The organism is Snodgrassella alvi (assembly GCF_002777745.1).
In the GTDB taxonomy this organism is placed as follows: domain Bacteria; phylum Pseudomonadota; class Gammaproteobacteria; order Burkholderiales; family Neisseriaceae; genus Snodgrassella; species Snodgrassella alvi_D.
The window spans coordinates 1-25847 of the sequence record NZ_MEIO01000056.1 but is presented as its reverse complement, the minus strand read 5'-3'; the positions used below and the strand labels follow the sequence as shown (position 1 = coordinate 25847).

Annotated in this window: 16 protein-coding genes; 9 read left to right on the top strand and 7 right to left on the bottom strand. The window is 46.8% G+C overall.

Annotated elements, in window-relative coordinates; genetic code table 11:
* Positions 1-49: 49 nt before the first annotated feature.
* From BHC51_RS09990 to recC, 5 genes are all read right to left on the bottom strand, one after another.
* Positions 50-2098, bottom strand: a complete 2049-nt coding sequence (locus BHC51_RS09990; protein ID WP_100153933.1) for a TonB-dependent copper receptor — start codon at positions 2096-2098, stop codon at positions 50-52.
* Between the two features lie 120 nt (positions 2099-2218).
* The gene (locus BHC51_RS09985; RefSeq protein WP_100153932.1) at positions 2219-3535 is read right to left on the bottom strand and encodes a DUF445 domain-containing protein; all 1317 of its coding nucleotides are present in this window, start codon (positions 3533-3535) and stop codon (positions 2219-2221) included.
* Between the two features lie 1104 nt (positions 3536-4639).
* Entirely contained in the window at positions 4640-5041 is a 402-nt protein-coding gene (locus BHC51_RS09980) for a hypothetical protein (RefSeq protein WP_100098950.1), read from the bottom strand.
* Positions 5042-5094: 53 nt separating this feature from the next.
* Positions 5095-8721 (bottom strand): exodeoxyribonuclease V subunit beta, encoded by a 3627-nt coding sequence (recB, locus tag BHC51_RS09975; protein WP_100153931.1) that lies wholly within the window; start codon positions 8719-8721, stop codon positions 5095-5097.
* Positions 8718-11945, bottom strand: a complete 3228-nt coding sequence (recC, locus tag BHC51_RS09970; RefSeq protein WP_100099003.1) for an exodeoxyribonuclease V subunit gamma — start codon at positions 11943-11945, stop codon at positions 8718-8720. Before recC ends, recB begins: the two co-directional genes overlap by 4 nt.
* A 249-nt stretch (positions 11946-12194) precedes the next feature.
* Here recC and BHC51_RS09965 point away from each other — a divergent pair, with 249 nt between their 5' ends.
* Positions 12195-12566, top strand: a complete 372-nt coding sequence (locus tag BHC51_RS09965; RefSeq protein WP_257381412.1) for a hypothetical protein — start codon at positions 12195-12197, stop codon at positions 12564-12566.
* Positions 12567-12640: 74 nt separating this feature from the next.
* Here BHC51_RS09965 and dsbD read toward each other — a convergent pair whose 3' ends face one another.
* Both dsbD and folE2 read right to left on the bottom strand, forming a co-directional pair.
* The gene (gene dsbD, locus BHC51_RS09960) at positions 12641-14500 is read right to left on the bottom strand and encodes a protein-disulfide reductase DsbD (protein ID WP_100153930.1); all 1860 of its coding nucleotides are present in this window, start codon (positions 14498-14500) and stop codon (positions 12641-12643) included.
* 152 nt (positions 14501-14652) lie between these two features.
* Positions 14653-15426, bottom strand: coding sequence for a GTP cyclohydrolase FolE2 (gene folE2 / locus BHC51_RS09955; RefSeq protein ID WP_100098953.1), 774 nt, complete (start codon positions 15424-15426; stop codon positions 14653-14655).
* Positions 15427-15684: 258 nt separating this feature from the next.
* Here folE2 and BHC51_RS09950 point away from each other — a divergent pair, with 258 nt between their 5' ends.
* From BHC51_RS09950 to BHC51_RS09915, 8 genes are all read left to right on the top strand, one after another.
* Positions 15685-16842 (top strand): trans-sulfuration enzyme family protein, encoded by a 1158-nt coding sequence (locus BHC51_RS09950; RefSeq protein ID WP_100153929.1) that lies wholly within the window; start codon positions 15685-15687, stop codon positions 16840-16842.
* Positions 16843-16862: 20 nt separating this feature from the next.
* Positions 16863-17645 (top strand): J domain-containing protein, encoded by a 783-nt coding sequence (locus tag BHC51_RS09945; protein WP_100124064.1) that lies wholly within the window; start codon positions 16863-16865, stop codon positions 17643-17645.
* 46 nt (positions 17646-17691) lie between these two features.
* Complete coding sequence (locus BHC51_RS09940) at positions 17692-18468, top strand: ferredoxin--NADP reductase (protein ID WP_100124063.1); 777 nt, start codon at positions 17692-17694, stop codon at positions 18466-18468.
* Between the two features lie 214 nt (positions 18469-18682).
* A complete protein-coding gene (locus BHC51_RS09935; protein ID WP_100098957.1) occupies positions 18683-19099 on the top strand; it encodes a DciA family protein in 417 nt (138 codons plus the stop codon).
* 216 nt (positions 19100-19315) lie between these two features.
* Positions 19316-19753: a hypothetical protein gene (locus BHC51_RS09930; protein WP_100153928.1), complete on the top strand. Its 438-nt coding sequence runs from the start codon at positions 19316-19318 to the stop codon at positions 19751-19753.
* A 370-nt stretch (positions 19754-20123) separates the two neighbouring features.
* Positions 20124-22799, top strand: a complete 2676-nt coding sequence (secA, locus tag BHC51_RS09925; RefSeq protein WP_100153927.1) for a preprotein translocase subunit SecA — start codon at positions 20124-20126, stop codon at positions 22797-22799.
* Positions 22800-23063: 264 nt separating this feature from the next.
* Positions 23064-23840 (top strand): ferredoxin--NADP reductase, encoded by a 777-nt coding sequence (locus tag BHC51_RS09920; RefSeq protein ID WP_100153926.1) that lies wholly within the window; start codon positions 23064-23066, stop codon positions 23838-23840.
* A 116-nt stretch (positions 23841-23956) separates the two neighbouring features.
* Entirely contained in the window at positions 23957-24874 is a 918-nt protein-coding gene (locus tag BHC51_RS09915; RefSeq protein ID WP_100153925.1) for a lysine exporter LysO family protein, read from the top strand.
* Positions 24875-25847 lie beyond the last annotated feature (973 nt).

Sequence of the window (25847 nt, the reverse complement as noted above, 5' to 3'; positions counted from 1 at the left end):
CCCGGTTTCCGGGGTTTTTGTTTACGCGGGCAGAAGATACGGCGGTTTATTAGAAACGAATCTGTGCCCGTGCCCACAGGGTACGGCCTGGTTCTTTGACCCGGCGCTCTTGTACGGAATAGGTGTCGAAATCATAAGCAGATTTGTTTACAGCTTCGGCATAGGTTTTGTTAAAAACATTATCGATACCAATTTGTACTAGTGTGTTTTTGTTGGCTTTCCAGCCAGCATTTAATGCCAGTGTGCCAAAGCCGTTGCTCTTGCCTAAATCCATACCGGCAATATTGCCCTGATTTCTGGCATAGCGATGCTGGCCGGTAGCAACACGCCACAAGGCACCGGCACTGAAGTGTTCATCTTCCCAGTTCAGATAGGTGCGCCATTCCAGTGGCGGGGTTTGGGCTAGCGGCCGCTTATCACTGCGGTTGCTGGCGTAGGTATAGGCAAGGCTGCCGCCCAGATTCCAGTGCGGGGCAAAATGCCAGTTGGTTCTGGCTTCAAAGCCATAACGGCGTGCCGCTATCTGACGGGCGGTATTCTTGCTATTAATGCTTTGAATTAAGATAAAATCGTTAATTTTACTGGCGAAGACATCAATAGAGCTGCTGATGCTGTTACTCTGGTAGCTTAGGCCGGCATCGATTTCGTGGTTGGTTTCCTTGTGCAGTTTTTCACCGTTTACTTTGCTGCGTTCCCAGTAATCGGGCGCCCGGTCAGCCAGGCCATAACCGATATAGCTGGTGAGCGTGTCACCACGGTGTTGCAGACGTATAAATCCGGCATTCAGCCCCTGATGCTGGTTCAGATAGTTTGCGGCAATGGTATTTTTCTGTGGATTGAACTGTGTGCTTGTCCAGTCGTGACTTAGACCGCTAAACAGACTGTTGCTGTTGCTCAGATTCCATTCGCTCTGAACATAGACGCCATGGCGCTTGTAAGTCTGATTCCATACAAATGGTAATTTAGCGTAATTTTCTGCCTGTTGTTTATTGGTACTCATAACCATTGGTCGTGTACTGACTGTGTCACTCTGCCAGTCGGCACCAATTTCGCTATGAGTGTTACCCAGTTCTATCTGTGCAGACAATTTGGCCGATTTAATCTCACGTGCCGGATTCATTACTGAATACATGCGCCGTATCGGCATAACTGCCATATGCATACCACCCATGCCTGATCCCATTTTCATCGGTGCAGGGGTACGCAGAGTGAAGTTATCCATTACATGGTTGATCTTGCTACGACCATATTCAAACTGTATCTGACTTAACCAGCTGGTTAGGTTTTGCTGACGCAGTTTCATCGACCAGCCGTGGCGATTAAACTGGGTTCCGTCCATTTTGCGGTCTGCATAGCGGGCATGGCCGGTGCTGTGTTCGTATTGCATGGCTAATAGCGTATCGGCAAAAGGGGTAAGCGCAGCCTGAACCATCTGATTGTTGCGCTTGAACGCTGAATGGACGGTGTCGCCATTGCCATCTTTGTAGTCTTTGGATTGATTATGGCTGGCATTGAGTCGCAGCCAGCCATAATGATTGCCTAGTATGCTGTCTATATAGGCATCGCTGCGCCCGAACGAACCCTTGGTGAAGGCGCTGTCCACTTTGGCTGTAGGATGAGTTAGTGGTTTTTCATCGCGGATAAAGCGTACTGAACCGCTAATCATGCCCGGCCCCTGATTGACGGCCTGCGGACCCTTGGTAATGATTACGCGGTCGTAGCTGGCAGGAAACAGGTAGGAAGTAGGTGGATCCATGCGTCCGGGACAGCCGCCAAGTACGAACTGGTCGTCAGCGCTAATCAGCAGGCGTGAACCGCCAAGGCCGCGTAGCAGCGGGTCGCCGGAACTGCCACCTTTGCGGATAACGCTTATCCCTGCAACGGATTTAAGTAAATCAGCACCATCTTGTGCTGGCAGAGGCTGTAGAGCGGTTTTAGGGTCAATTACTTCAACACCCGGCGTATTTTGTTTTGAGGCAACAACGACAACCGGACTTAATTCGGCTGTGTGTTCCTCAGAATTGGTCGGCTGTGCCTTTACGGTGGTAACGAGGCATGTGAGGGCGAAGAGAACGAAAGAGCGGTCACGATATTGCATGAGAACGGACACGCCTAAATGGTTGAGAATAATATAATTTATTATATATTAATTAATTATTGTGAACAAATCTTTAAATAAATTTGTATATAAAAATTAATTTTTATGCTTATGTTGTATTCAGAGGGTTAGCCATTGAGAAAGAATATAAATAATCAAACCGATGCATCCGCCCACCAGTGTGCCGTTGATACGGATAAACTGTAAATCGCGGCCAACGCTTAATTCAAGTTTGTCGACCATTTGTTTGCTATCCCAGCTTTTTACTTTATCAGCGATAAACTGGCTGACGCGATTTTTATATTGGCGGATGGTAATTCGTACACACAGGGTAATGCGGGTATCCAGCCGGCGCATAAATTGCGGATACTGGCTGGCCTGCTGCTGCATATGGGTACACAGACGTGTGAGTTGTTGCTGCCACCATGAGTGACTTTGGCTGGTGTCATGTTCGCTCCAGCCAACAAAGCTATCCCATAAATCCATGATGCTTTGCTGTAATGCGGCTGAATGTAGCAGTTGTTTCCGTCCGGCCGCAAGCCGCCGGTGCCAGTGCGGATTACGGCGTAACTGGCGTTCGGCAGTGAGAAGCTGTTTTCGGCAGGCACGCCAGAAGGCATGTTGCGGGTCGGCCAGTACAGCGTCTATATAAGAATCTGCCCAGTTGAGTGCTTTGCTGGCTACCCAGTCGTCAATCTGTGCAGTCAGGCTGATTTTTAGTGAGGCTTTGAGCTTATCCCATGTATTGGGGTCATTTTTTTCGATTTTACCTACCCATGACAACAGGCTTTTTTCAAGCTGGGCACGAGTCTGCTCATTTTGCAGCCACTGACGCACTTGCTGTAACAGAGCGCATAACAGTAGTGTGTGGATGCCCTGTTTATGGATTAATTCTAGAATATTGGCTAGGGTTCTGCCCAAACGAGCACCGTTGTACTGATTGTTGAGTAGCTGACTACAGAATCTGGCAACATCGTTGGCGGTGGCAGTACGTAATAGCAGTGGAATCTGGCGGGTAAGAACAGGCAGCCATTGTTGCTGATTGTGCGGATCAACTAGCCATTGCAGCGCTTTGCTGGCAGGATGTAAGCGATAGATTCGGCTGGCAATGGCTTTATCCTGCAAGAAATTGTTTTCGATAAAGCGCCCGAGCTCATTGGCGATTTTATCCTGCTTTTGCGGCAAAATGGCTGTATGTGGAATGGGGAGGCCTAGTGGGTGGCGAAACAGTGCACTTACTGCAAACCAGTCAGCTAGTGCCCCTACCATCGCCGCTTCAGCAAAGGCCTTGAGATAGACCAGCGCGGGATATTGTTTTTGCCACAGGCAGCTTATGACAAATAGTGCACAGGCTATTAGTAGCAGACTAGTGGCCAGTAAGCGCATCTGGCGCAGACGCCGGCGTTGCTGGAGGCTGATTACGGTGGTGGTAGACATGGTAATCGATTTGGTTTAACTTGGAATAAAGGTATCAGTACTTGAGCTTAGCAGCAGATACGGAATATTAATGTATGGATAAATACCTGATTCAATATTGCATTATTACATGAAGAAGATTTGGCATGACCCGAAATCATTATAACGGACTTTCGTGCAACTTTTCCTTTAGTTAAAACATCAATGGTTTTAATATACAAAAATTCTGCCTCAATAAGCGCAAATTGTTTAGGGTGTGTATTTATTATTTTGGTAAATTCTCTATTTTGATAAATATTTTTTTAAGGTTGCTGCTAATAGAATAATCAGCGTGCCAATGTAATTTAATATAGCACATGTTAAAAGATAATCTATAAAAACAATGCCATATTTTATAGTACTGATAAGCTGAGCCGGCTGATTACTGGCAATAATATACTTACCGTCAGTAAATAATAGCCCGACTTAAAGGTTAAATAATCAGATAAACCATAGTAAGACGGCGAACTACCTTCTGGGGCAAAATGACTTTTGATGGTGCGAATAAACACCAATAATCAATCAACCCAGTAAAGCACAGAAACATCGCTACTGACAGTATGATATGAATTAAATTACCCTCAAAATCAGGAGTCAGTACTCCTTTATTAATCACGTTATCACTATAAGTCACCACAAATAAGCAAACTGCTGCTCTGATTAGCAAATTTTTATTGTTTAATTTAACTGTATCAATTTTTCTGAGGTTGACGAGGCAGTAGGTTTGTAGCTAAAAGCAGTGCAACCACGCTTCAGTAATGTTATTCGGTTATGAACAGGCAGTGCCAAGATGTTTATGTTTAATGGTTACAATTTAACTTTAGGCTTTTTTGTCAGAATATTATTTTATGTATAACTGTAATTTAGCACTATGTGAAGATTGCAACGCAGCTTGTACTGTTTTGACGATAGTCAGATTAAGAAAGCGAACTGTTACATACAATAGCATAAAGATAATCGATAAAAGTAAGAATAGAAAACATTCTATATTTGTTGCATTTTTATCGTAAAAATATGGGTAAGATCATAATTAGATACATACCCATAGTAATTGTGATGCGCTTATCTCAGCCAGTGCGACATGATTCAGACGGATGTTTGCGAGCTATGGCGTTTATATTGCCACCATTTAAACGCATAGCTGCCCATCACCGGAATCAGAGCGTAGGCAATCAGTGCCGGCCAGCTGCCATACCAGTGTATCAGTTTGGTGATGCTGTTATCAGAGTTAATGATAACTTCAGCTGAGCCATAGTGTATAGCGCGCCACCAGCACATCACCAGTAAACCGAGAAACAGTGGCCAGATGTTACGGGTACGACCACGCTGCCACAACAGGAAAAACACCAATGCCCATACCAGAGTCAGGGTGGTTACCAGTAAACCCGTATCAGTAGGCAGTTGCAGATAGCGGCAAATAATAAAGGTAATAGCGACCCAGATGCCTGCGAGTACGGCCATGATAAATTCTTCGGGTTTGTTTAGCATGTTGTTGCTTCCTTAGCGAAAATATGGCAATTACTGTCAATATACCGCAGCTATTATGCTTTGTCATGTTCTACCAGCCAAGGCATCAGATTGCTGGTATCAATATCCCATTTCCATATACCATTATCATTATGAGGATTGAGGCCGCGCAGAAAAAGATAACGTACGCTGATGCTGGCCGGCAGTTGCTGGCGACTGTGTAGGAAACGTGCACAGGCAATACTGTAAATCAGTGCTTGAAGATAGTAGTGGTGTTTAGCAATGGCTGCATCCATGTTTTCTTGTGTATAGTCAGCCAGTCGATTGCCCAGATGGTTGGATTTGTAATCAATCACATATACCTGTCCATGTATGTCTTCTCCCAAAAGATCGATGGCGCCGTTTATAAAGCCGTTAACAGTAGTGAAATCCAGCTCCTGTGCAGCCTGAATACAGCACTCAGGCAGTCCGGATACCTGAGCAAACCATTGTTGTAAATCTTTGATATTGAAATCGGCAACGTGGAGCATGAAATTCATTTCTGATATCCGTTGCTGCACGGGCAGGCTGGCGATGGTGGTATGGGCAGACAGCGGGCACTGGTGCACGGAATCAATAAGTTCCTGCATGGTGCGGCCATGTTCGTTGTCAAAGCCGTAGCGAGCCAGACAGGCCAGTATCTGCTCCTGATCGGCTGCACTGGCTGGCAGACTGAGTTCAGTCTGCTCCAGTATGGCATGCAGGCACAAGCCGGCGTTGATGCCACGCTCAAAAGCCAGCAGAGCAGTTTCAGCTTCTGTACTGGTATCCAATGGCTGTACCTGTACTTCAGCATGATCCAGTGCGGGTGCCATTTTTTCTTCTTCGAGACTATGTTCATAGTGACGGTAATCATGCCGGCTCAGGCTGGTAAAGCTGGTATAGCGTATGGCATGAAACGGGCGTGCAGTTAGGGTTAAGGCGCGATAGGGCTGGTTTGGGGCTTTCTGGGGACGGACACTGGTGGGCGCCACGCTGCCTTCACACCAGTGAAACAGTGCCGGACTACAGCTGGCCAGACAGGTTTGCCAAGCTGCACGCAAGGTACTGGGCAAGTGTTTTTTATGCGTTTGCTGCCAGAATACTTGTGATTCTTCCAGTGTGCCATCTGGCTGGCCATCCAGCAGCCACGACATGGGATTAGTGGCAGTACTGTTACAGGCGGCAGCGTACAGAATCAGTTGTTCGCGCGCACGAGTAAAGGCTACGTAATATAAGCGCAGGTTCTCAGCCATGCTTTCGCGTGCCAGTTCTTCCTTGTCGCTGTCGCTGAGCAGGGCATGGGCAATCAATTCCACATTATCCTGCTGGTGTAGGCGTTGCCAGCGCTCCTGATTTTTTGCAGCTTTTTTACCGTCCCAGACAAAGGGGCAGAATACTACCGGATATTCCAGCCCTTTAGACGCATGCATGGTAACAATTTTTACCAATGCTTCGTCACTTTCCAGCCGCAGCAGACTGTTTTCATTGGCCGGATGCCTATCGCTGATGGCGCTGGACAGCCAGTCTAGCAGGGCATTGGCGGTAGGCAAGGTTTGTTCAGCTTCGGCCAGTAGCTCAGCCAGTTGCCATAAATTGGTCAGGCTGCGTTCATTGCGCTGGCTGAGCAGTCTGGCTTCCATGTTGGTCTGGCCGGCAAACCAATGCATGGCAGTATAAATACCATACTGCTGCCATTGCTCACGTGTTTTCAATGCCAGTTGAATCCATTCGCTCAGAGTATTTTCATTCTGATTCAGCTCTGCCAGTTGTGCTGCTGTCCAGCAAAACAGCACGCCGCCAAGAATAAAGCGCAGGGTTTCGGTACGCTGTGGTTGTAGCCAGAAGCGTAACAGAGCCATCACAGCCTGTGCCTCAGTACTGGCAAAAACCGACTGGCTGCCAAGGGATACGCTCATAATGCCACAGCGTTTCAGTGCGCTGGCAATCATGCTGCCTTCATTGTGTGAATGTACCAGCACGGCAATATCACCAGCCTGTAATGGTTGATTATCCAATTGCAGCTCACCGCGCATGCCCTGATTAATCATTGTCGCGATTTCATAAGCACAGCATTCAGCGGCACGTACTCGCAGGCTGTCCTTGTTCGGGATAATTTCTTCGCCTTTATCGTTAACCTCAATCTGTTCAGGCAACCAGCGCACCACCACTGCCGGCATAACATTGTCGTTCTGACTGGTGTGCAAACGGTTGTCTGTTGCCTGTGCTTGTACTGGTGGATAGTCAATGCCCTCAATAATAAATGGTAATTGTTTGCCACTGAACAGATGACCAATTGCCTGCACCAGCGCCTGATGGCTGCGGTAATTGGTAGTAAGAGTATAGCGCTGTTGTGGCGGGGTATCAGCGGCGGCACGTAAATAGGCATGAATGTCGGCGCCGCGAAAGCGGTAAATAGCCTGTTTCGGGTCACCCACCATAATAAGCGGTCTGTTTTGTGCGGCAAAAGCAGTTTTAAAAATCCGGTATTGCAGTGGATCAGTGTCCTGACATTCATCTACCAGCGCAATCTGCCAAGTCTGTGCCAATGCTGCGGCGAGGTTTTCTGCCATCGGATTATCCGCAGACAGAGCCATGCCCACATCAGCAAGTAAATCGTCATAGCTGCGCTGGTGGCTGTTGCGCCTGTGTTTACGCAGGCACTGGCGCACGTAATTAAAACAGTCTAACTGTAATTGCAGCACCATATTATTTTCTGCTGTCTGCATAGCGCCGGCAGCCTCAGCCAGCTCAGCCAGTAGGGCAACTTTGGTCACCAGCTCATCGTTGAGAATTTGATTTTTTTTGGTTTTTTCGTGTAATTGAGTTGCAGCCAGTTTGGTACATTTTTCCAGTGTAGTGGCTGAAAAGGTCTGACAACTGTCAGAGTTATCCACAGCCTGTTGCAGCTCGCTGAAAAGTTGCTGATAGCTTTTCTGGGCGTAAGATTTACCATTGAGCTGAGGATATAATTGCCAGAATGCATCGTGAATGCTGCTGAAATGGGTGCAAACGGTTTGCCATGCCTGCTGCCAGTTGGCATTAATAGCAGCAATATCCACAGCAGGTGGCTGGCGTATCTGTAAATCTGCCACACCACAATACTGTCCTATTTCCTGCATCAGTCGGGCAGGAGTCAGCTTGTTTGCTACTGCCAGCGTAGCCATGTGATTGTTATTGCTTACCTGCTGGCGCCAGAAATCTTCAGCAAAGCGGCACAATAGTTCAGGGTCGGTATCTATGGTTTCTGTGTCAAATGGTGTCTGGCACAAAAAGGCATAATCAGTGAGTACACGCTGGCAGAAACCATGAATAGTGTAAACAGCAGCACGGTCAAACTGGGTAATGGCTGCCTGCAGGCGCAAAATCAGACTGGCATCGTCATCCGTAGTACGTGCACTGTCAATCAATTGTTGCAATACAGGATCGTTCTGTTGCGGAGGTAAATTATTTTGCAGCAGAGCCAGTGCCTGATTCAGACGGGTACGCAAGCGAGTTTTCAGCTCAGCTGTGGCCGCCTTGGTAAAGGTTACCACCAGAATGGCGTCAACCGGCAGGCGTTCCAGCAGCACCAGTCGCGCAAACAGGGCAGCAATATTGAAGGTTTTGCCGGTACCGGCAGACGCTTCAATCAGACTGCTGCCGTGTAAAGGCATGGTAATCGGATTTAAGGCTTGATTCATTGTTCTTTATCAGCAGTTCCCAGCGTCACCACCAGCGGCAGTAATAATTCTTCAATCAGTTGCCAGAACAGAGGACTGTCAATTGGCAGTTCTTCATCGCGGCCAAATACTTGCGCTACTTCAGGATAATCGGCCTGCGGTTTACCGCTGTGGCTGTCCATATAAACTTTAAAGGCTGCGTTGCGGTCTTCGGCACTATGTTCAGGAGCACAGTTTTTCTTTTGCCGGCGTTTATACCAGGAGCGGGCTGCGGCGAGGCTGGTTTTCGGAAAAAACGGCAACGGCCGGCTTTGCCCCAGTTGGTAGTACTCCAGCCATAAAGCCAGTTGTGCTTGCGCATCTGGCCGGCTCAGTGCGGCCAACATGCGCGGTTTGGCCGGATAAAGCTCGTATGTGTCCTGTGCACATTCAGCTTCGGCTGCACAGAAGAGTAAATGGCGCAGGTATAGCTCAATATCATCAGGAGCGGTGGGTGCATGACAGCGTTCAAGCAGTTGTCCGCATTGGCGTAAATGGCTGATGTTGCCGCCTAGCTGTAGCTGCTGATGATGGAAAGAAAAAGGAATATCGACCACGGCCGGACTAAACAATATGTCGCTATCCAGAGCCAGCGTCTGCGTGCGCAGAGTCTGGCTGACAACCACGCCCAGCTCACCTTCCGGTATTAACCCGCTAACTGCCAGTGCGGCATCCACTTCAGCAAAATCCAGATGTTGCTGGCGTGCACGGGTGTAGGCAGTATATATCATCGCACTGTTTTCAATTGTAAATGGTTCCGCCGCGCTCACCGGTAGTTCCTGATACGGTGATTTCCATTGTAACTGCTGCTGGAGCCAGTGGCGTACCGGATTGCGCCAGAAACGGATGAAAGATTCAATATCAATTTCCTGATTATGATTTTCCGTTTCCACTTTTGTAGCGTAGAAAGGGGAGGGCTGGACAATTTCCTGATTCAGTGCATCGGCATAATCATGGCGATAGCTGGATAAATCACCATTGAAATAACGGTAGGAAAACGGCTGTAACGGGTGCTTAATAATATGCTGCTGATTGAATACCAGCGGATTGCTGCCGGTCATGGCTGCCAGCACATCAGTAAGTTCATATAGTAGAGCAGAAGGTGCCAGTTCTTCATTTCTGCGGATATCTTTACCAATATAAGACAGATACAGTTTTTCACGCGCACTCAGAATAGATTCCAGAAACAGATAACGGTCGTCATTGCGGCGGGCACGGTCACCACGGCGCGGATGTTGGGCAATTAAATCAAAAGCTGCCGATTTGGTGGTGCGTGGAAACTCACCATCATTAAGGCCAAGCAGGCAGATACAGCGAAAGGGCAGACTGCGCATCGGCACCATACTGCAAAAAGTAATGCCACCACGGAGAAATCCGGCTTGGCGGGTGCCGGATAGATAGTTTTGTAAATGCTCGATTGCAATAACCGGCTCAATGGGTAGCTCAAACTGAGCCAGAGCTGCCTGTGCCTGCCAGTCGGCCAAACTGGTTTCCAGTTGCTGCATAGCATTGCTGGCTAGAGAGTCTTCATCGGCCAAATCCCGCAGTAGCTGCCGGGTACGCGCAATCCATTCTGGAATCGTAGCGGTGCTTTGCCAACGCGTATGATGTTCAATCAGACAATCAATTAACTGTTGCGCCCGTGCCAGAATTTCAGTTTGACCAATATCGCCGAACCATGGCAGCTGTTGCTGCCACAGTGCAGTGTGTTTATTGTCTGGCAACAGCCAACCCAGTACCGTGCGTTCACGCGCCTGCTGCCAAGTAAAATGTTTGCCTTGACCACCATATTCATGGCGCATGTCTGCATCCACGCCCCAACGTACCCCCTGTTCACGCCAGACACGGTTAATCAGTTCCACATCACTATCATTTAGATCGAAGCGTGCGCGCAGAACGGATTCGTCCAGCAGAGGCTGTACCGTTTCGATATCAAACCGACTCTGCATCAGTCGCAACAGTTTTTCCAGCAATTGCAATAAAGGTTCTTGCAGACTGATTTTAACATCGGCTATATTGTAAGGTAGGGCTGGTGTATTGCCCTGATTCTGGCCGAATACGGCATGGATAAATGGCAAATATGGCTCAATATGTGGTGTGAGCACAGCAATATCTTGTGGCTGCCAGCTTGGATGTACTGCCAGGTCATGAATCAGCTGTTCTTTGAGAATTTGCAGCTCACGCAGGCGTGAATGCGCAGCAACAATCTGAATGGAATTATCATATGTCTGCTGCTGGTAGGGTGGTTCCGTCTGTTTCGGGTGTTGCAGACACTGAATATCGTTTTGTAGCCGGTGCAGCAGACTGTCAGCTACTTCACCGCATTCAGTGTACACCGGTGGCATATATACCACCTCACCCAGATCATTGAGTGCATCAAAAAAATCCCGCCCCTGTTTGCCCAGACTGGCCAGTAAAGGATGGCCGACTACACTCAGATCAGCATCCTGATTATGGAGCAATAAATCGGCGGAAAGCACATTGCCCCAGTATTCAGCGCATGGATTAACTGCAAATACATGTACATCCGTATATTGAGCCATTGTCTGAAATGCTTGCAGATAAACCGGTGCCAGTGTGGCAATGCCGAATACAAAAATCCGCTGCGGTAGGTGTTCTGCACCAAGCTGTGTCAGGAATTCTTGCATCAGCCCGGCGCGATGTGGTGAATCCGTTTTATTACTCAGCCAGTGCCACAATTCTGCCTGCCAGCCTTCATCGTCACCCAGATGAACAGATTCACCAGCCTGCCAACTATTTATCCAATCATTGCGATAGATTAAATATTGGTCAAACATATCAGCAAGTTTTCCCGCTAGATGATAAGGTGCTTGTATATTACTATCAAGATAGGATTGCAGTGCTCTGGCAGTCTGGCATAATTGAGGCTGATGTAACACCGTACTGCGAAACAGAGCCAGCAGGCGCCAGCGCAGCACTTCCGACTGAAACGGATTAAGTTTTGGAGTCTCTGGTAATACTCGATGGGTTAATTGCCAAATGTAACCGGCAGGCAGGAAAAAATGCAGATTGGCGGCAATGCCATGCTCCTGTGCCAGATAATGGTTCAGATAGCGGCGCATGCCCTGACTCTGCACTACGATTTCTGTAGGCGCCCATGCTGATTGCGGTGAGGTGTGCTGATATACGCTGGCAAACAGAGCAGCTAAATCAGCTAATTGATTGGATTGATAAACATACAGCATAACAGCATCCGCCACCGGTTAAGGCTGTTATTATAGCTGCACTGATGCAGTTTGCGCAGGACACTGAACAAGATTTTGCCGCTTTGGCCGGATTTATTGTACAGACACAAAAGCGCATGCTTGAATGTTGAATAGAAAGATTTTTTTAATTAAAAAAAGTTAATGCTGGTCAAAAGCTGGAAAAAATTGGAAAATAGATAATCAAATACCCTGCCATAAGCAATATGGCAATAGAAGAAGGATATCACAGTGAGATTTGATGGCGTCATTGATGAGTTGGCGGCAACTAAGGGTGTCATGGCGTGTGCTGTCGTGGATTATGAAAGTGGAATGTTTATAGATGGTGTCAGCCCCTCAGGCATGGATTTAGACATTCTGTCTGCCGGCAATACCGAAATTGTACGTTCAGAGGTTAAGGCGATTGCCCGGTTGTATGGAGAGGACAATAACGAAGATGCCATAGATGATATTCTCATCAGCTTGCATAAACAGTATTATTTATTGCGGCCGATGAAGAATGTGAAAGGTGTATTCATGTTTATGGTGCTTGACCGCAAAACCGCCAATCTGGCGCTGGCACGACGTGCCCTGAAAGTGGCCGACCGTCATTATCGTGACTAAACACAATTAAGCCCAAACTACCTATATAGCTTGCTCCCTGTGCAACAGCCTCCTGTATATAAGGAGGCTGCTATTTATTGTGCTTTCTGAAGCTGTTTTTCATACCAGCTTAACAGTTCCGGTGCTGGTACATAGCCAATCAATGGCTGGCTGCGATAGCCGTTACTGTGTACCACAAACAAACCCGGTGGCCCATACAAACCATATTGCTGCATCATCCGGCGCTGAGCAGGAGTATTATTAGTAACATCAATCTGCAAAAACCGTTCCTCTTCAATCACCCGTCTGACTGAAACTTTACTTAAAGTAAATGCGGTCATTTCCTTGCAGGAAATACACCAGTCAGCATAGAAATCCACCAGTACCGGCTTGTTCGGATCATCTTCAAACAGTTGTTGCATCGCCTGATGTAATTGTTCCGGTTTTTTGAAGTAACGGCCGAAGTGCTGGCCGCTTGGTGGCGTCAAAGTTAGAAAACGGTGCAGAGGCGTGGCATAGTTCATCGCACTTGCCGACACAAAATAAATTCCGCCAATCAAAAACAGCACACTGGCCACCGCATTAAACCAGCGCTGACGCCCTTTAGAGTGATACCACTGCCAACCCAGATAAATTGCCGGTACCAGCATGAGCAGAGTATAAATAGCCACCACCAGATGATAATTCAGAAACGGAGTAGCAATATAAGTAGCCGCTCCCATCAGCATCAGCCCGAACAGATATTTTACACAGGTCATCCAGCCGCCGGCACGCGGCAAAATGTGAACACCGAATACCGAAATCAGAATCAGCGGAATACCGGTACCCAGTGCCATCACATATAGCGCCATACCACCCAGCGTAGCATCACCACTCTGACCAATATAACCAAGTGCAAAAGCCAGTGGTGGCGCCACACATGGACCGACAATCAATGCCGACAGCGCCCCCATCACCAACACAGACAGCAAGTGTCCGCCCCGAAAACGGCCACTGGCACGCTGGAAAAAAGCCTGCCAGCGTGTTGGTAATTGAATACTGTACAAATCAAACATCGATAGAGCCAGAATAACCAGTATGGCCGCCGTGGCCAGTACCACTGCCGGCTGTTGCAGCCAGCCTGTCAGAAAAGCGCCAGTGCGCGCCGTGACAATACCGACAATAGTGTAAGTAAAAGCCAGTCCTTGTACATACACAAATGACAGCACAAATGCCCGCCATTTAGTTGTTTTCTGGTGAGAGCCCATCACAATGGCAGAAACAATCGGCAGCAGAGGATACATGCACGCAGTCAAGCTCAGACCCATCCCGGCAATAAAAAAGGTCATCAAATTAGTAATCAGTGTTGCCCGCGAAAGCTGAAACAAACTATCGCTGCCAGAACTGCCAGACCACTCAGGCGGCGAAGATTTTGCGGCTGGAATAGTGAAAGTACGCACATCCGGCTGGTCACGCAAAGGTTGAGATGTAATAGAGTATTTACCGGTACGGCTGATGGTTAACGTATTTTCTACCGGCGGATAACAGATACCTACATCAGCACAGCCCTGATACGACAAAGTTAACTGATACGGGACAGTTTGTGCCCCTGTGCTATAGCGCCAGATTACATCAGCATAGTTATAATAAACCTGCTGCTTACCAAAAAATTCATCATGTTTCTGTTTACCTGGCTGAATAAACTGTGCAGCATCAAACAAACCAGCCGGTTCAGTCGACACCTGAATTTTATTTCGGTACAGATAATAGCCGTCTGCAATAACAAAATGTACCCGGATTTCCTGATCATGAACAGTCAGTTGCGGCACAAAAGCCTGTTCTGGTGCCAATAGTCTGCCATAATCATTGGCAGCCAGTACAGCCTGGCTCAGCCCCGGCAATAAAACCAGTAGCAAGAATAATTGTTTTAATAGAGAAACCGTACAGACACGCAAGCGAGAAGAAGTGTGATACATAAATGTCACAGTAACCAGTGTAATTTCAACTTGAACAACGAACAAAGAGAATGACTACCAGCAAAAACGCGCAGGGTAGTCATTCATCTCCCCTATGTTTCTGAGTTTATCCACACAGATACAGATAAAGCTTAAGTTTTGAAAATGTCAGTTTACGGGTATTGTATCAGTGCATAGGCAGAATGATTATGAATTGATTCAAAATTTTCGCTTTCCACCGTAAAAGACTGAATGCGGGCATCGGCTTTCAGTGCCGTGGCTACATCGCGCACCATATCTTCAACAAATTTCGGATTATCATAAGCATATTCAGTGACATATTTTTCATCAGGCCGTTTCAGCAGACCGTATAGCTGACACGAACCCTCCTGTTCCACCAGATCAATGATTTCTTCAATTGTCACTGCCTCAGTAGATACCAGCGTAACTGTAACATGCGAACGCTGATTATGCGCCCCGTACGCAGAAATTTCCTTGCTGCACGGACACAGACTAGTTACCGGAATAATTACCTGCAAACTATGCTGATAAACACCAGCCTGAATTTCGCCACTGAGCATCACCTCATAATCAAGTAAGCTGGAGATAGCCGTTACAGGAGCCTGTTTGCGCCGGAAAAAAGGAAAGCGCATACTGATTTTACCTGCTTTTGCCTGTAACTTCTGCAACATGGCGATGGTTAGCTGCTGTAGTGCAGCAAAATCAATGTTGCACTGTTGTTCCTGCATTAACTCAATAAAGCGCGACATATGCGTGCCTTTCTGCTCGGCCGGCAGCGACACAGTCATGGTTAAATCAGCTACAGTATGCTGTTCACCGGCGGCGCTGATAATACACAGCGGCAGCCGCAAGCCCTTCACCCCAACCTGATTGATTGGCATATTGCGTTTATCAACACTGCTTTGCACATCGGCAATAGTGTCCATTCTGATAATGTTCCTTGCGAAATAAATCTGAATCCCGCCAGACCGGCATAATAAAATTACACCAATCGGCAGCGTACAAGGCATAAAATTATACTGTATGGCTTAAATCCGAGCAAATCAGTCGGAATTAGTAGCGAAGAAACAGCATGCTGCCTGATAAGCGGAGTGCGTGCTAAACTAAGTACCCGCAGCGCACAGCACCCCCCGATGATATAAACAGCAACTAAACAGCATAAACAGTAACATATCGGAGAAAATATGAAATTTGCCACACAGACCATCCATTCCAGTTATCAGCCGGAAGAGCATAACCGTGCCCTGATGCCACCGATTTATCAGAATAGCATGTTTGCCATGCATGAAATCGGTGAAAATATCCCGTTTCGTTATGCACGCATTTCCAATCCAACACGACAAGTGCTTGAAGATACCATGGCCGAGCTGGAAAATGGCTGTGCAGGCTTTGCGTATAGTAGCGGCATGGCAGGAATTGATGCCGTATGGCGTACTTTTCTGCGCCCGGGTGATACCATAGTAGCCGTTGCCGATATCTATGGCGGTGCCTACGACCTCCTAACTGAAGTATATGCACAGTGGGGAGTTAACGTAATTTTTGCCGATCTCACCAATCCGGCCAACCTTGACCGCATACTGGCACAAACCAAAGTAAAAATGGTATGGCTGGAAACCCCAAGCAATCCACTGCTGCGTCTGGTAGACATAGCAGAACTGACCGCCAAAGCCAAAGCGGCTGGTGCCATCGTTGGCATAGACAATACCTTTGCCACCCCCTATGTACAAAAACCATTGAATCTAGGTGTAGATATCGTATTTCATTCCGCTACCAAATACCTGTGCGGCCATTCTGATGTACTAATGGGTATTGTCGTGGTTAAAGACCCCGCACATGCCAGATTACTGCGCAGCCTAAGCATCAATACAGGTGGCGTGGCAGGTCCGATGGACTGTTCACTGGTATTGCGCGGTATCAAAACACTGGTTGTGCGTATGGATCGGCATCTGACCAATGCTGCCGAACTGGCCAGACGTTTGCAGCAGCATCCGGCAATAGAAAAAGTGTTTTATCCCGGACTACCAGAACATGAACACCATGACATAGCCTGCAAACAAATGCAGCATGGTTTTGGTGGAGTAGTATCAATTTATCTGCGCCAGAATAGCCGCCAAGCGGCCAACAGCGTGATAAAAAACCTGCGCCTGATTCGCATGGCTGCCAGCCTCGGTGGCGTAGAAAGCCTGATTAATCATAGTGCCAGCCAGTCGCACAGCGGCATGAGCACAGAAGTAAAAAAATCTCTGGGCATTTGTGAAGGCATATTGCGCATTTCTGCCGGTATCGAAGACATTGAAGATATCTGGGATGATATCAACCATGCACTCAATACCTTGATTTAACCAGTGTAAGTGAAAAATCCGTGCACAATTATTATGACGTATTAAATGTTGCTCAAGGGGCATCCGAAGAAGTGATTCGTGCGGCCTATCGGGCTTTGTCACAAAAATACCATCCTGACCGCAATCCACATAATCCACAGGCGCACCAGCGCATGGCCGAGATTAACGAAGCCTATAGCGTATTGTCCGATCCAGAAAAGCGCCATCATCATGATGTGTGGATTGCACGGCAAAGCTTACAGGCGCGTTTATCGCCAGCATTACTGGCGCGCAGGCAAACCCCGTTTGCACCGCCAGCCTTATTGCCCAATCATGAAGACAAAATAGTTGTTCTGCATGAACATGGCCATGGCTGGATGTGGATAGTAGGCATTGCAATCCTGATTGCCATGGGTGGAGTATGGTGGCGGCTGGCACATCCGCCAGTAGACAACTCATCGGTGCAAAACAGCACACCCGTGCTGGCTGCACCCAATGGTCAGCTTTTCCCGCTTAAAGCTGCCTACGTTTCCGGCTATCCCATCCTGCGCCAGCGCGGTAATAACACCATAGTAGTACATGCCACATCCTTGCAATCGCCCGTATTTGCCCAATTATATGAACTGCACGCCGGCAAATTTACCGCTATACGTACCTTTTATATTCCGGCGGGCGAAACCTTTACCCTGCAAAAAATCGGTGATGGCAATTTCAGCCTGCAATACCAGCGTATCAACGATGGAAAATGGGCAGTGAGCGATGGTATAGAAATCAACAATACCGAGGCCAGCCGTAAATATCAGGATATCGATATCAGACTGTAACCAATACCGCCACCGGCCAGCCGGTGGCATACACAGGAATAACTGCATGCAGGCTGCCGCAGAAGCCAAATTTACCGAAGAAACCGTACTGTGGGTTAAACAACACACCCCGAAACTGCTAACCTTTGCCATTACCCGGCCAGAAGCCTATCGTTTCAGCGCCGGCCAGTTCTCCCGTCTGGGTTTTCGCGATGGCGCAGGATTTATCTGGCGAGCCTATTCCATCGTCTCTGCCGAATATGCAGATACACTGGAATTTTTTGTAGTATTAATTGAAGAAGGGTCAATGAGTGCCCGACTGACACAACTACAGGCCGGCGACCATATCCTGCTGGACAAAACAGCCTTTGGCTTTTTACTGCCCGGCCGGTTTACCGATGGCGACCAGTTAGTTATGCTCAGTACCGGCAGCGGCATAGCACCGTTTCTGTCCATGCTACAACAGCCGGCTGTGTGGGAACGTTTTCAGCATATCGGGCTCGTACATTCCGTTTCTCATGCTGACGAGCTGATTTTCAGTCAGTACATCAATGACTTAATCAATCATCCCCTGATAGGTGAATATACAGCCAAACTGTCTTATCAGCCGGTAGTTACCCGGGAACACATAGCAGGAGCACTAAACCAGCGCCTGCCACAGTTATTGCACAATGGCACACTGGCAACAGCATTAGGTCTGACTTTTACCCCTGCACAAACCCGCTTTATGCTGTGTGGTAATCCAGCCATGGTGGCCGACACCTTTCAGACTTTACTGGATATCGGCTACAGCATGCACCGCAACAGAACACCCGGACAGATTATCATGGAAAACGGGTTTTAAACGGCAGTGTATCACCATCTTTTAAGCGCAGCCTGTTTAAAAACTGTCTGTTATTTACTGTTGAAGTACCAATGGATAATGCGTTGCTGCCTGCACAGACCATGCCATTGAGCTTTTACCCGAATTTATATCTGCACAGTAAAACCATCACTATTACTGTCAGATAAAAAATAAAAGCCCTGATGCCATCAACAAATTACGTTAGTATACAGGTATGAATCTAAATCGTTTTGGCAAAAAAAATGCCCAGCTTAACCAATTGCTGGAACAGTCTGCACACTGGCAGCGTCTGAGCGCCTGTCTTAAACAAGAACTACCAGCCAGCATACGCACACATTTTAACGTAGCCTGTGTGCGAGATGGCTGTGTAGTAGTAATTGCTCATAACAGCATGGCAGCCTCACGCCTGCGCATGGTATTACCCGCATTATTACCGCAACTACAGCAGATTGATGCCACAATCGAAACCGTAAAAGTTAAAGTACAGCCGGTAGATACAAAGCCCGAGGCAGTTAAGCGTGCCAGTTTAAGCCCCGCAGCACGTAGTGCACTGGCGCATTCAGCACAGGCATTAAGCCATCATCCCGAGCTGGCGGCAGCATTACGCCGCCTAAGTGAAAAAAACAGTTAGACTGATATAGCTATGTAATAATAAATTAAAAAATCTGCACAGTATTGTCTGGCCAGAAAAATTTTCCCAATAATAAAATAGCACTAAATTCAATTATTATCATTCAGAACAGAAATATGAGAATACCGCACAAACTCTTATGCAGCTTATTACTTATATTTAACTTATCTGCATGGGCGCAGACCACAAAAACAAATACCACAGCAGAAACACAATTTGAAGCAGCACTATTATGCAAAAGCGAGCGCACCTATTGACGCACGCGATTCAAAAATAGCTACACAGCTTAATAAACAAAAAATTACAGTAAAAAATTTCGACAAAGACGGCCTCACTAATCTGGAATATCGCTTTACCAAACCGTTACAGATTGCAAATACTTCCGTTTCCGTTATTCGGTATCTGGGCGATAGCGGTTCATACTTTTTTGCCGTAGCCAAAGGAGATATGGCCACATTTGCCAAATCTATTCATGCCAGACCCGTACCGGTTCAGTTAAAAGAAACCCTTTCCTGGGGCGATATAAACCAGTATTATCAACATACAACAGACGTAACTGCTGATAATCCATACCCAGACACTATTCTTATCGGGCGAGAAAAAACTTCGAAACAGAGTGAATTTTATTTTGGCTGCCTGCGATTTGATTATTAATCATATTAAAAATAAAGCCGTAACAATAATATAGCCTTTGCAGCTAAACTTAACCATTCTCAATATCTTTTAACCACATCATTAACCGTATCTTGAATAATTATCCGCATTGCAGAGGATATCTTTTATATTTACATTGCAGTATAAACCACAGCAGCTGCATCTTTTATCACAGACAGCGCTTGGAAAAAACAGTTTCACCATTATATTAACCGCCATAAACAGCAACCTGTAACTTCAAACCAGTTTCCGGTTGCACATAATTAACACAAGCACACAAACAGCCATGCAGCAGCATAGACGCTTGTGTTAAAATTCCTCATTTCATGCTTACTTTTTATTGCGCCTGATGGTGCCGGACTATTGATTTATGTTGAAAAACTTAGCTAAAAAAATTCTCGGAAGCCGCAACGACCGGCTTCTGAAACAATATCGTAAAGAAGTATCCAAAATCAATGCGCTCGAACCACAAATTCAGGCACTCAGCAATACCGAATTACAGGCTAAAACTGCCGAATTCAAACAACGTCTGGCCGATGGCGAAAAACTCGACAACCTGCTGATAGAAGCCTTTGCCGTGTGCCGTGAAGCCAGCCAGCGTATCCTTGGCATGCGCCATTTTGATGTTCAGCTCATCGGCGGCATGGTACTGCATCACGGTAAAATTGCAGAAATGCGCACAGGCGAAGGAAAAACACTGGTAGCCACTACCGCCGTCTATCTCAATGCCTTGACAGGTAGAGGCGTACATGTCGTTACCGTAAACGATTATCTCGCCACCCGTGACGCCAGCATCATGCGCCCGCTATATGAATTTCTGGGCATGAGTGTTGGTATCATCATCAGCAACATGGATCATGAAGCTAAAAAAGCCGCTTATCAGGCCGATATCACTTATGGCACCAACAACGAATACGGCTTTGATTACCTGCGTGACAACATGGTGAGTGACCTGAGTGAAAAAGTGCAACGTGAACTCTCATTTGCCGTAGTTGATGAAGTCGACTCCATCCTGATTGACGAAGCACGAACCCCATTAATTATTTCCGGACAGGCCGACGATAACGTAACCCTGTATCAGGTAATGAACCAGATCCCGCCACAACTGATTGCACAACAAAGCGAAGAAGGAGAGGGCGATTACTGGGTAGATGAAAAAGCACGTCAGGTTGTCCTCAGCGATCATGGGCATGAACACGCCGAACAGATTCTTACCCAAATGGGGCTGCTACAGGAAGGCGACTCCCTGTATTCCGCCACCAACATCATGCTTATGCACCACCTGATGGCAGCATTGCGTGCCTATACCCTTTACCAGCGCGACCAACATTACGTCGTCCAGAATGGCGAAGTAGTGATTGTTGACGAATTTACCGGACGCCTCATGGCAGGACGCCGCTGGTCTGATGGACTGCATCAGGCAGTAGAAGCCAAAGAAGGCGTAGAAATCAACAAAGAAAACCAGACACTTGCTTCCATCACCTTCCAGAACTTCTTCCGACTGTACAACAAACTAGCCGGCATGACCGGTACTGCCGATACCGAAGCATTTGAATTCCAGAGTATTTACGGACTAGAAACCGTCATCATCCCGCCAAACCGCCCGATGGTACGTAAAGACCTGAACGACCAGATTTATCGTTCCAGCGAAGAAAAATACGAAGCCGTTGTTGCCGATATCAAAGAGCGCCATGCCAAAGGCCAGCCAATACTGGTTGGTACCACCAGCATCGAAAACTCCGAGCTGGTATCCGCCTTACTCAATAAAGAACATCTGCAACACAACGTTCTAAATGCCAAGGAGCATGCGCGTGAAGCCGATATTATTGCACAGGCCGGCCGGCCGGGAATGATAACCGTAGCCACCAACATGGCCGGCCGCGGCACCGACATCGTACTGGGTGGCAACATCAAACCACAGATAGATGCCATCAATGCCGATAACAGCCTCACCGAAACAGATAAAGCAGGCAAAATCGACAAACTACAGCAGCAATGGCAACACGACCACGATGCCGTAATTGCCGCAGGCGGCCTGCACATCATCGGCACCGAACGCCATGAAAGCCGCCGTATCGACAATCAGTTGCGCGGCCGTGCCGGCCGGCAGGGTGATGCTGGTTCCAGCCGCTTTTACCTGTCGTTTGAAGATCCCTTACTGCGCCTGTTTGCCCTGGACCGTGCCACAGCCATACTCAATCGTCTGGCTCCCGAACGCGGCGTAGCCATAGAAGCAGGTATGCTTAATCGTCAGATTGAAGGCGCACAGCGCAAAGTAGAAAATCGCAACTTTGACATGCGCAAACAAGTACTAGAATACGACGACGTTGCCAACGACCAGCGTAAAGTTATATATCATCAGCGTGCCGAAATACTTGCCAGCAACGACATCGATGGTCTAATGCAGGAAGTGCGCCACGATGCCATCGTTGATACCGTAGACAGCTTTATTCCCCCGGACAGCCTGGAGGAACAATGGGATATCTCCGGACTCGAACAGAAACTGGCTGCCGATTACCATATCGATGTTTCCATCAGCGACTGGCTTAAAGAAGACAACAGCCTGGATAACGAAAGCATCAGTGCACGCCTGCTGGACATAGTCGAAAAAGATTATGCCCATAAAGTTGAACTGGTTGGCATCGATACCATGCGCCAATTCGAACGCAACATCATGTTGCAAATCATCGATACCCGCTGGCGCGAACATCTGGCCGATATGGATTACCTGCGTCAGGGGATTCATCTGCGCGGCTATGCCCAGAAAAATCCGAAACAGGAATATAAACGCGAAGCGTTTGAAATGTTTCAGACCATGTGGAGCAATATCCGCAATTCCGTTGCCTCACTGCTGATTTCAGTGCGTTTTGAACCGGCACAGCCAGAAGAACCACAGGAACAACCAGAAATATTTACAGAAGCCGATACAAAAGATCAAGATTTCAGCCCCGCAGCCATGGACGCCCGTGGCATCATGATACGCCGCAACGACCCCTGTCCATGTGGCAGTGGTCTGAAATACAAATTGTGTCACGGCCGCCTGTAAATTCAGTTAAATCATATCAACATCAACAGGTTGTCATAAAAATGACAGCCTGTTGATGTATTTGCATCAGCGGCAGAAAAAACATACAGATCAGCATACATTTATTAAAGTGAATACTCTAAACCCCATTGAACAGCACATCAAATTGTCTTAAAATTCACACCTTACGCCAGTAGCGAGAGCAAAAAATGCCCCAGAACGGCACACAACTGGCGTGTTTCGGTTTACGCTAATAATACCGCATTCCTTAACCATGGATAATTAATGGCAGCCTACAACACACAAAAAGTCCTGTCCGTACACCACTGGACAGATGCATACTTCACATTTACCTGCACCCGTGACGAATCATTACGCTTTCAGAATGGCCAGTTTGTCATGATTGGCCTGATGGTAGACGGTAAGCCACTGATGCGCGCCTACAGTATCGCCAGTGCCAACTGGGAAGAAGAGCTGGCTTTTTTCAGTATCAAAGTACAGAATGGCCCATTAACCAGTCGCTTACAGCATCTGAAAGTAGGTGATGAAGTCCTCGTGAGCAAAAAGCCCACCGGAACCCTGATTGCCGGCGACCTCAATCCCGGCAAAAACCTGTACCTGCTGTCTACCGGTACCGGTTTAGCCCCATTTCTCAGCGTTACCAAAGACCCCGATATCTACGAACAGTTTGAAAAAATCATCCTGATTCACGGCGTACGCTACAAAAAAGATTTAGCTTATTACGACCACTTCACCACCGAATTACCCAATCACGAATATCTGGGAGAAATGGTGCGCGAAAAACTGATTTACTATCCGGTGGTTTCCAGAGAAGACTTCATTCATCACGGACGCCTGACTGATTTAATGAAATCCGGTAAACTCTTTACCGACATCGGCCTGCCACCGATTAATCCCGCAGACGACCGCGCCATGATTTGCGGTAGCCCGGAAATGCTCAGGGATACCTGTGAAACCCTTAACAGCTTTGGCTTAACCATCTCCCCGAAAATGGGGCAGCGTGGTGACTACGTTATCGAACGCGCTTTCGTAGACCAATAAAGCCTGAAAACACAATTCACAGGCAGCCATTGTCAGCCAATGTGCTGCCTGTTTTGTCCTGCCAATAGCCACAGGTAGTTACCCATTACCCTTAATCTAGCCATACAGAACCACCTATGCAAAACTTAACTTCCCTGCTAATCATCCTCATACCACTGCTTGCAGGATTTTGCATACCCGTACCAGCGCGTGCCATAAACTGGCTCAACTACAGCCTGGCATGGCTAGTGTATCTAATTTTATTTCTAATCGGACTATCACTGGCACAAGATCCCAAACTTAGCACACAGCTAGCCAACATCAGCTTTACCGTAGGCGTATTGTTTATCTGCCTGATAGCCGCCAATCTACTTGTATTTATATGGTTCGACCGCTGCTATCCGTGGCGACTGAACCGGCGACAAACAGCAAGCCAGTCTGGCGATGTCAGCATCATGGGCAGCCTGAAGCAAGTTGGCAGCCTGCTTATCGGCCTGATAGCAGGTAACTGCCTGTCTTTCAATTGGTTAGGAGATCCACAGGCTGCCGTCAACAAAGCACTGATAATACTATTATTACTGGTAGGCATGCAGTTGCGCAGCAGCGGCATTACCCTGCAACAAGTATTTCTGAATCGCCGTGGCGTTATCAGTGCCGGATTATTTACCCTGGCCAGCCTGCTTGGAGGCCTCATATTTGCCCTGATTATGCCTGACGTATCCATCAGCAAAGGACTGGCACTCAGTAGCGGCTATGGCTGGTATTCCCTCTCCAGCATAATCATGAGCAAGGCCTATGGTGCAATCTGGGGCAGTATTGCCATGTTCAACGACTTAGCACGCGAATTTTTTGCCCTTATCTTTATCCCCATCTTAATGCGCCGCTATCCCACCACCGCCATCAGCATAGGCGGAGCCACCAGCCTGGATTTTACCCTGCCAGCTATTCAAGCTTCCGGCGGTATCACCGCTGTACCACTGGCCATCAGCTTTGGCTTTATTGTCAACATAACCGCACCGATACTAATGGTAGTTTTCTCATCATTAGAGTTTTAACAAAAGATGTAAGTTAACTAATCCTCACCACCATATACTGGATAGCCTTCACAACAGCAGCACCCAGTTAAATAACAGACATCTTCATCCACACTACCGGCTCCCAAAAATAATTAATTACAGAATCCGCATTCTGATAAACTCGGGTCAACAGTAAAACAACTTGTACAAAAATAATAATTATTTTCAAATTCAATGCAGATTGATTCCTCACCACAGAATGCACAAATACTTTCATTCTGATTTAAATAATCATTCAGATCATACCCATCACCAATTGCAAGAGCATTAACCAAATAGTCATACATATCCTTAGATTCAATCGTAACATTACATTCAGTACACTTGTCAGAACCCATAGTTAAAATAAATAATTCAGCATCACAGGTTTTACACCTATACTCAACTTGAGTACCAGCGTGCTCACATACCCTGCAAACAAAACCCGTAACCAGTTTATAGAATGAATCTTTCTAAACCACAGAGATATAATGCCAAAAACAGCATTTATTTATTAAGTAAAACCGAAATAGTAGAAAAATTACCTTTGATAGATTCATCATCTGAATCATTGGTATTCCAAAAACCAAATTCCAGTCAATCCTGCTTAAACGCACCCTGATAAAAAGCCCAAAATCTCAGGAGAAACAGATAACCGAAATTGTTAAATCATTTACGAGCCAGACTGCCGATTTATGTAAAAAGATGACTACATTATCAACCATTAATACAAATAATTATGACTTACTACTTCTGCAAAAATTTTTGTTTCCATAAGCTCATATTTAGTAATACCTAATTGTTTTTCAGTCATTATTTTTATGATCCCCGTTAAAATACACCATTAAATTTATCAATACCCATCACATAATAAAGAAAAAATTATCATATAGATGAAATCGATATATCTATATAAAAAAATAATATAAAATCTATAGCAACAATGTATTAATTAAAATATATAAATAAAGAT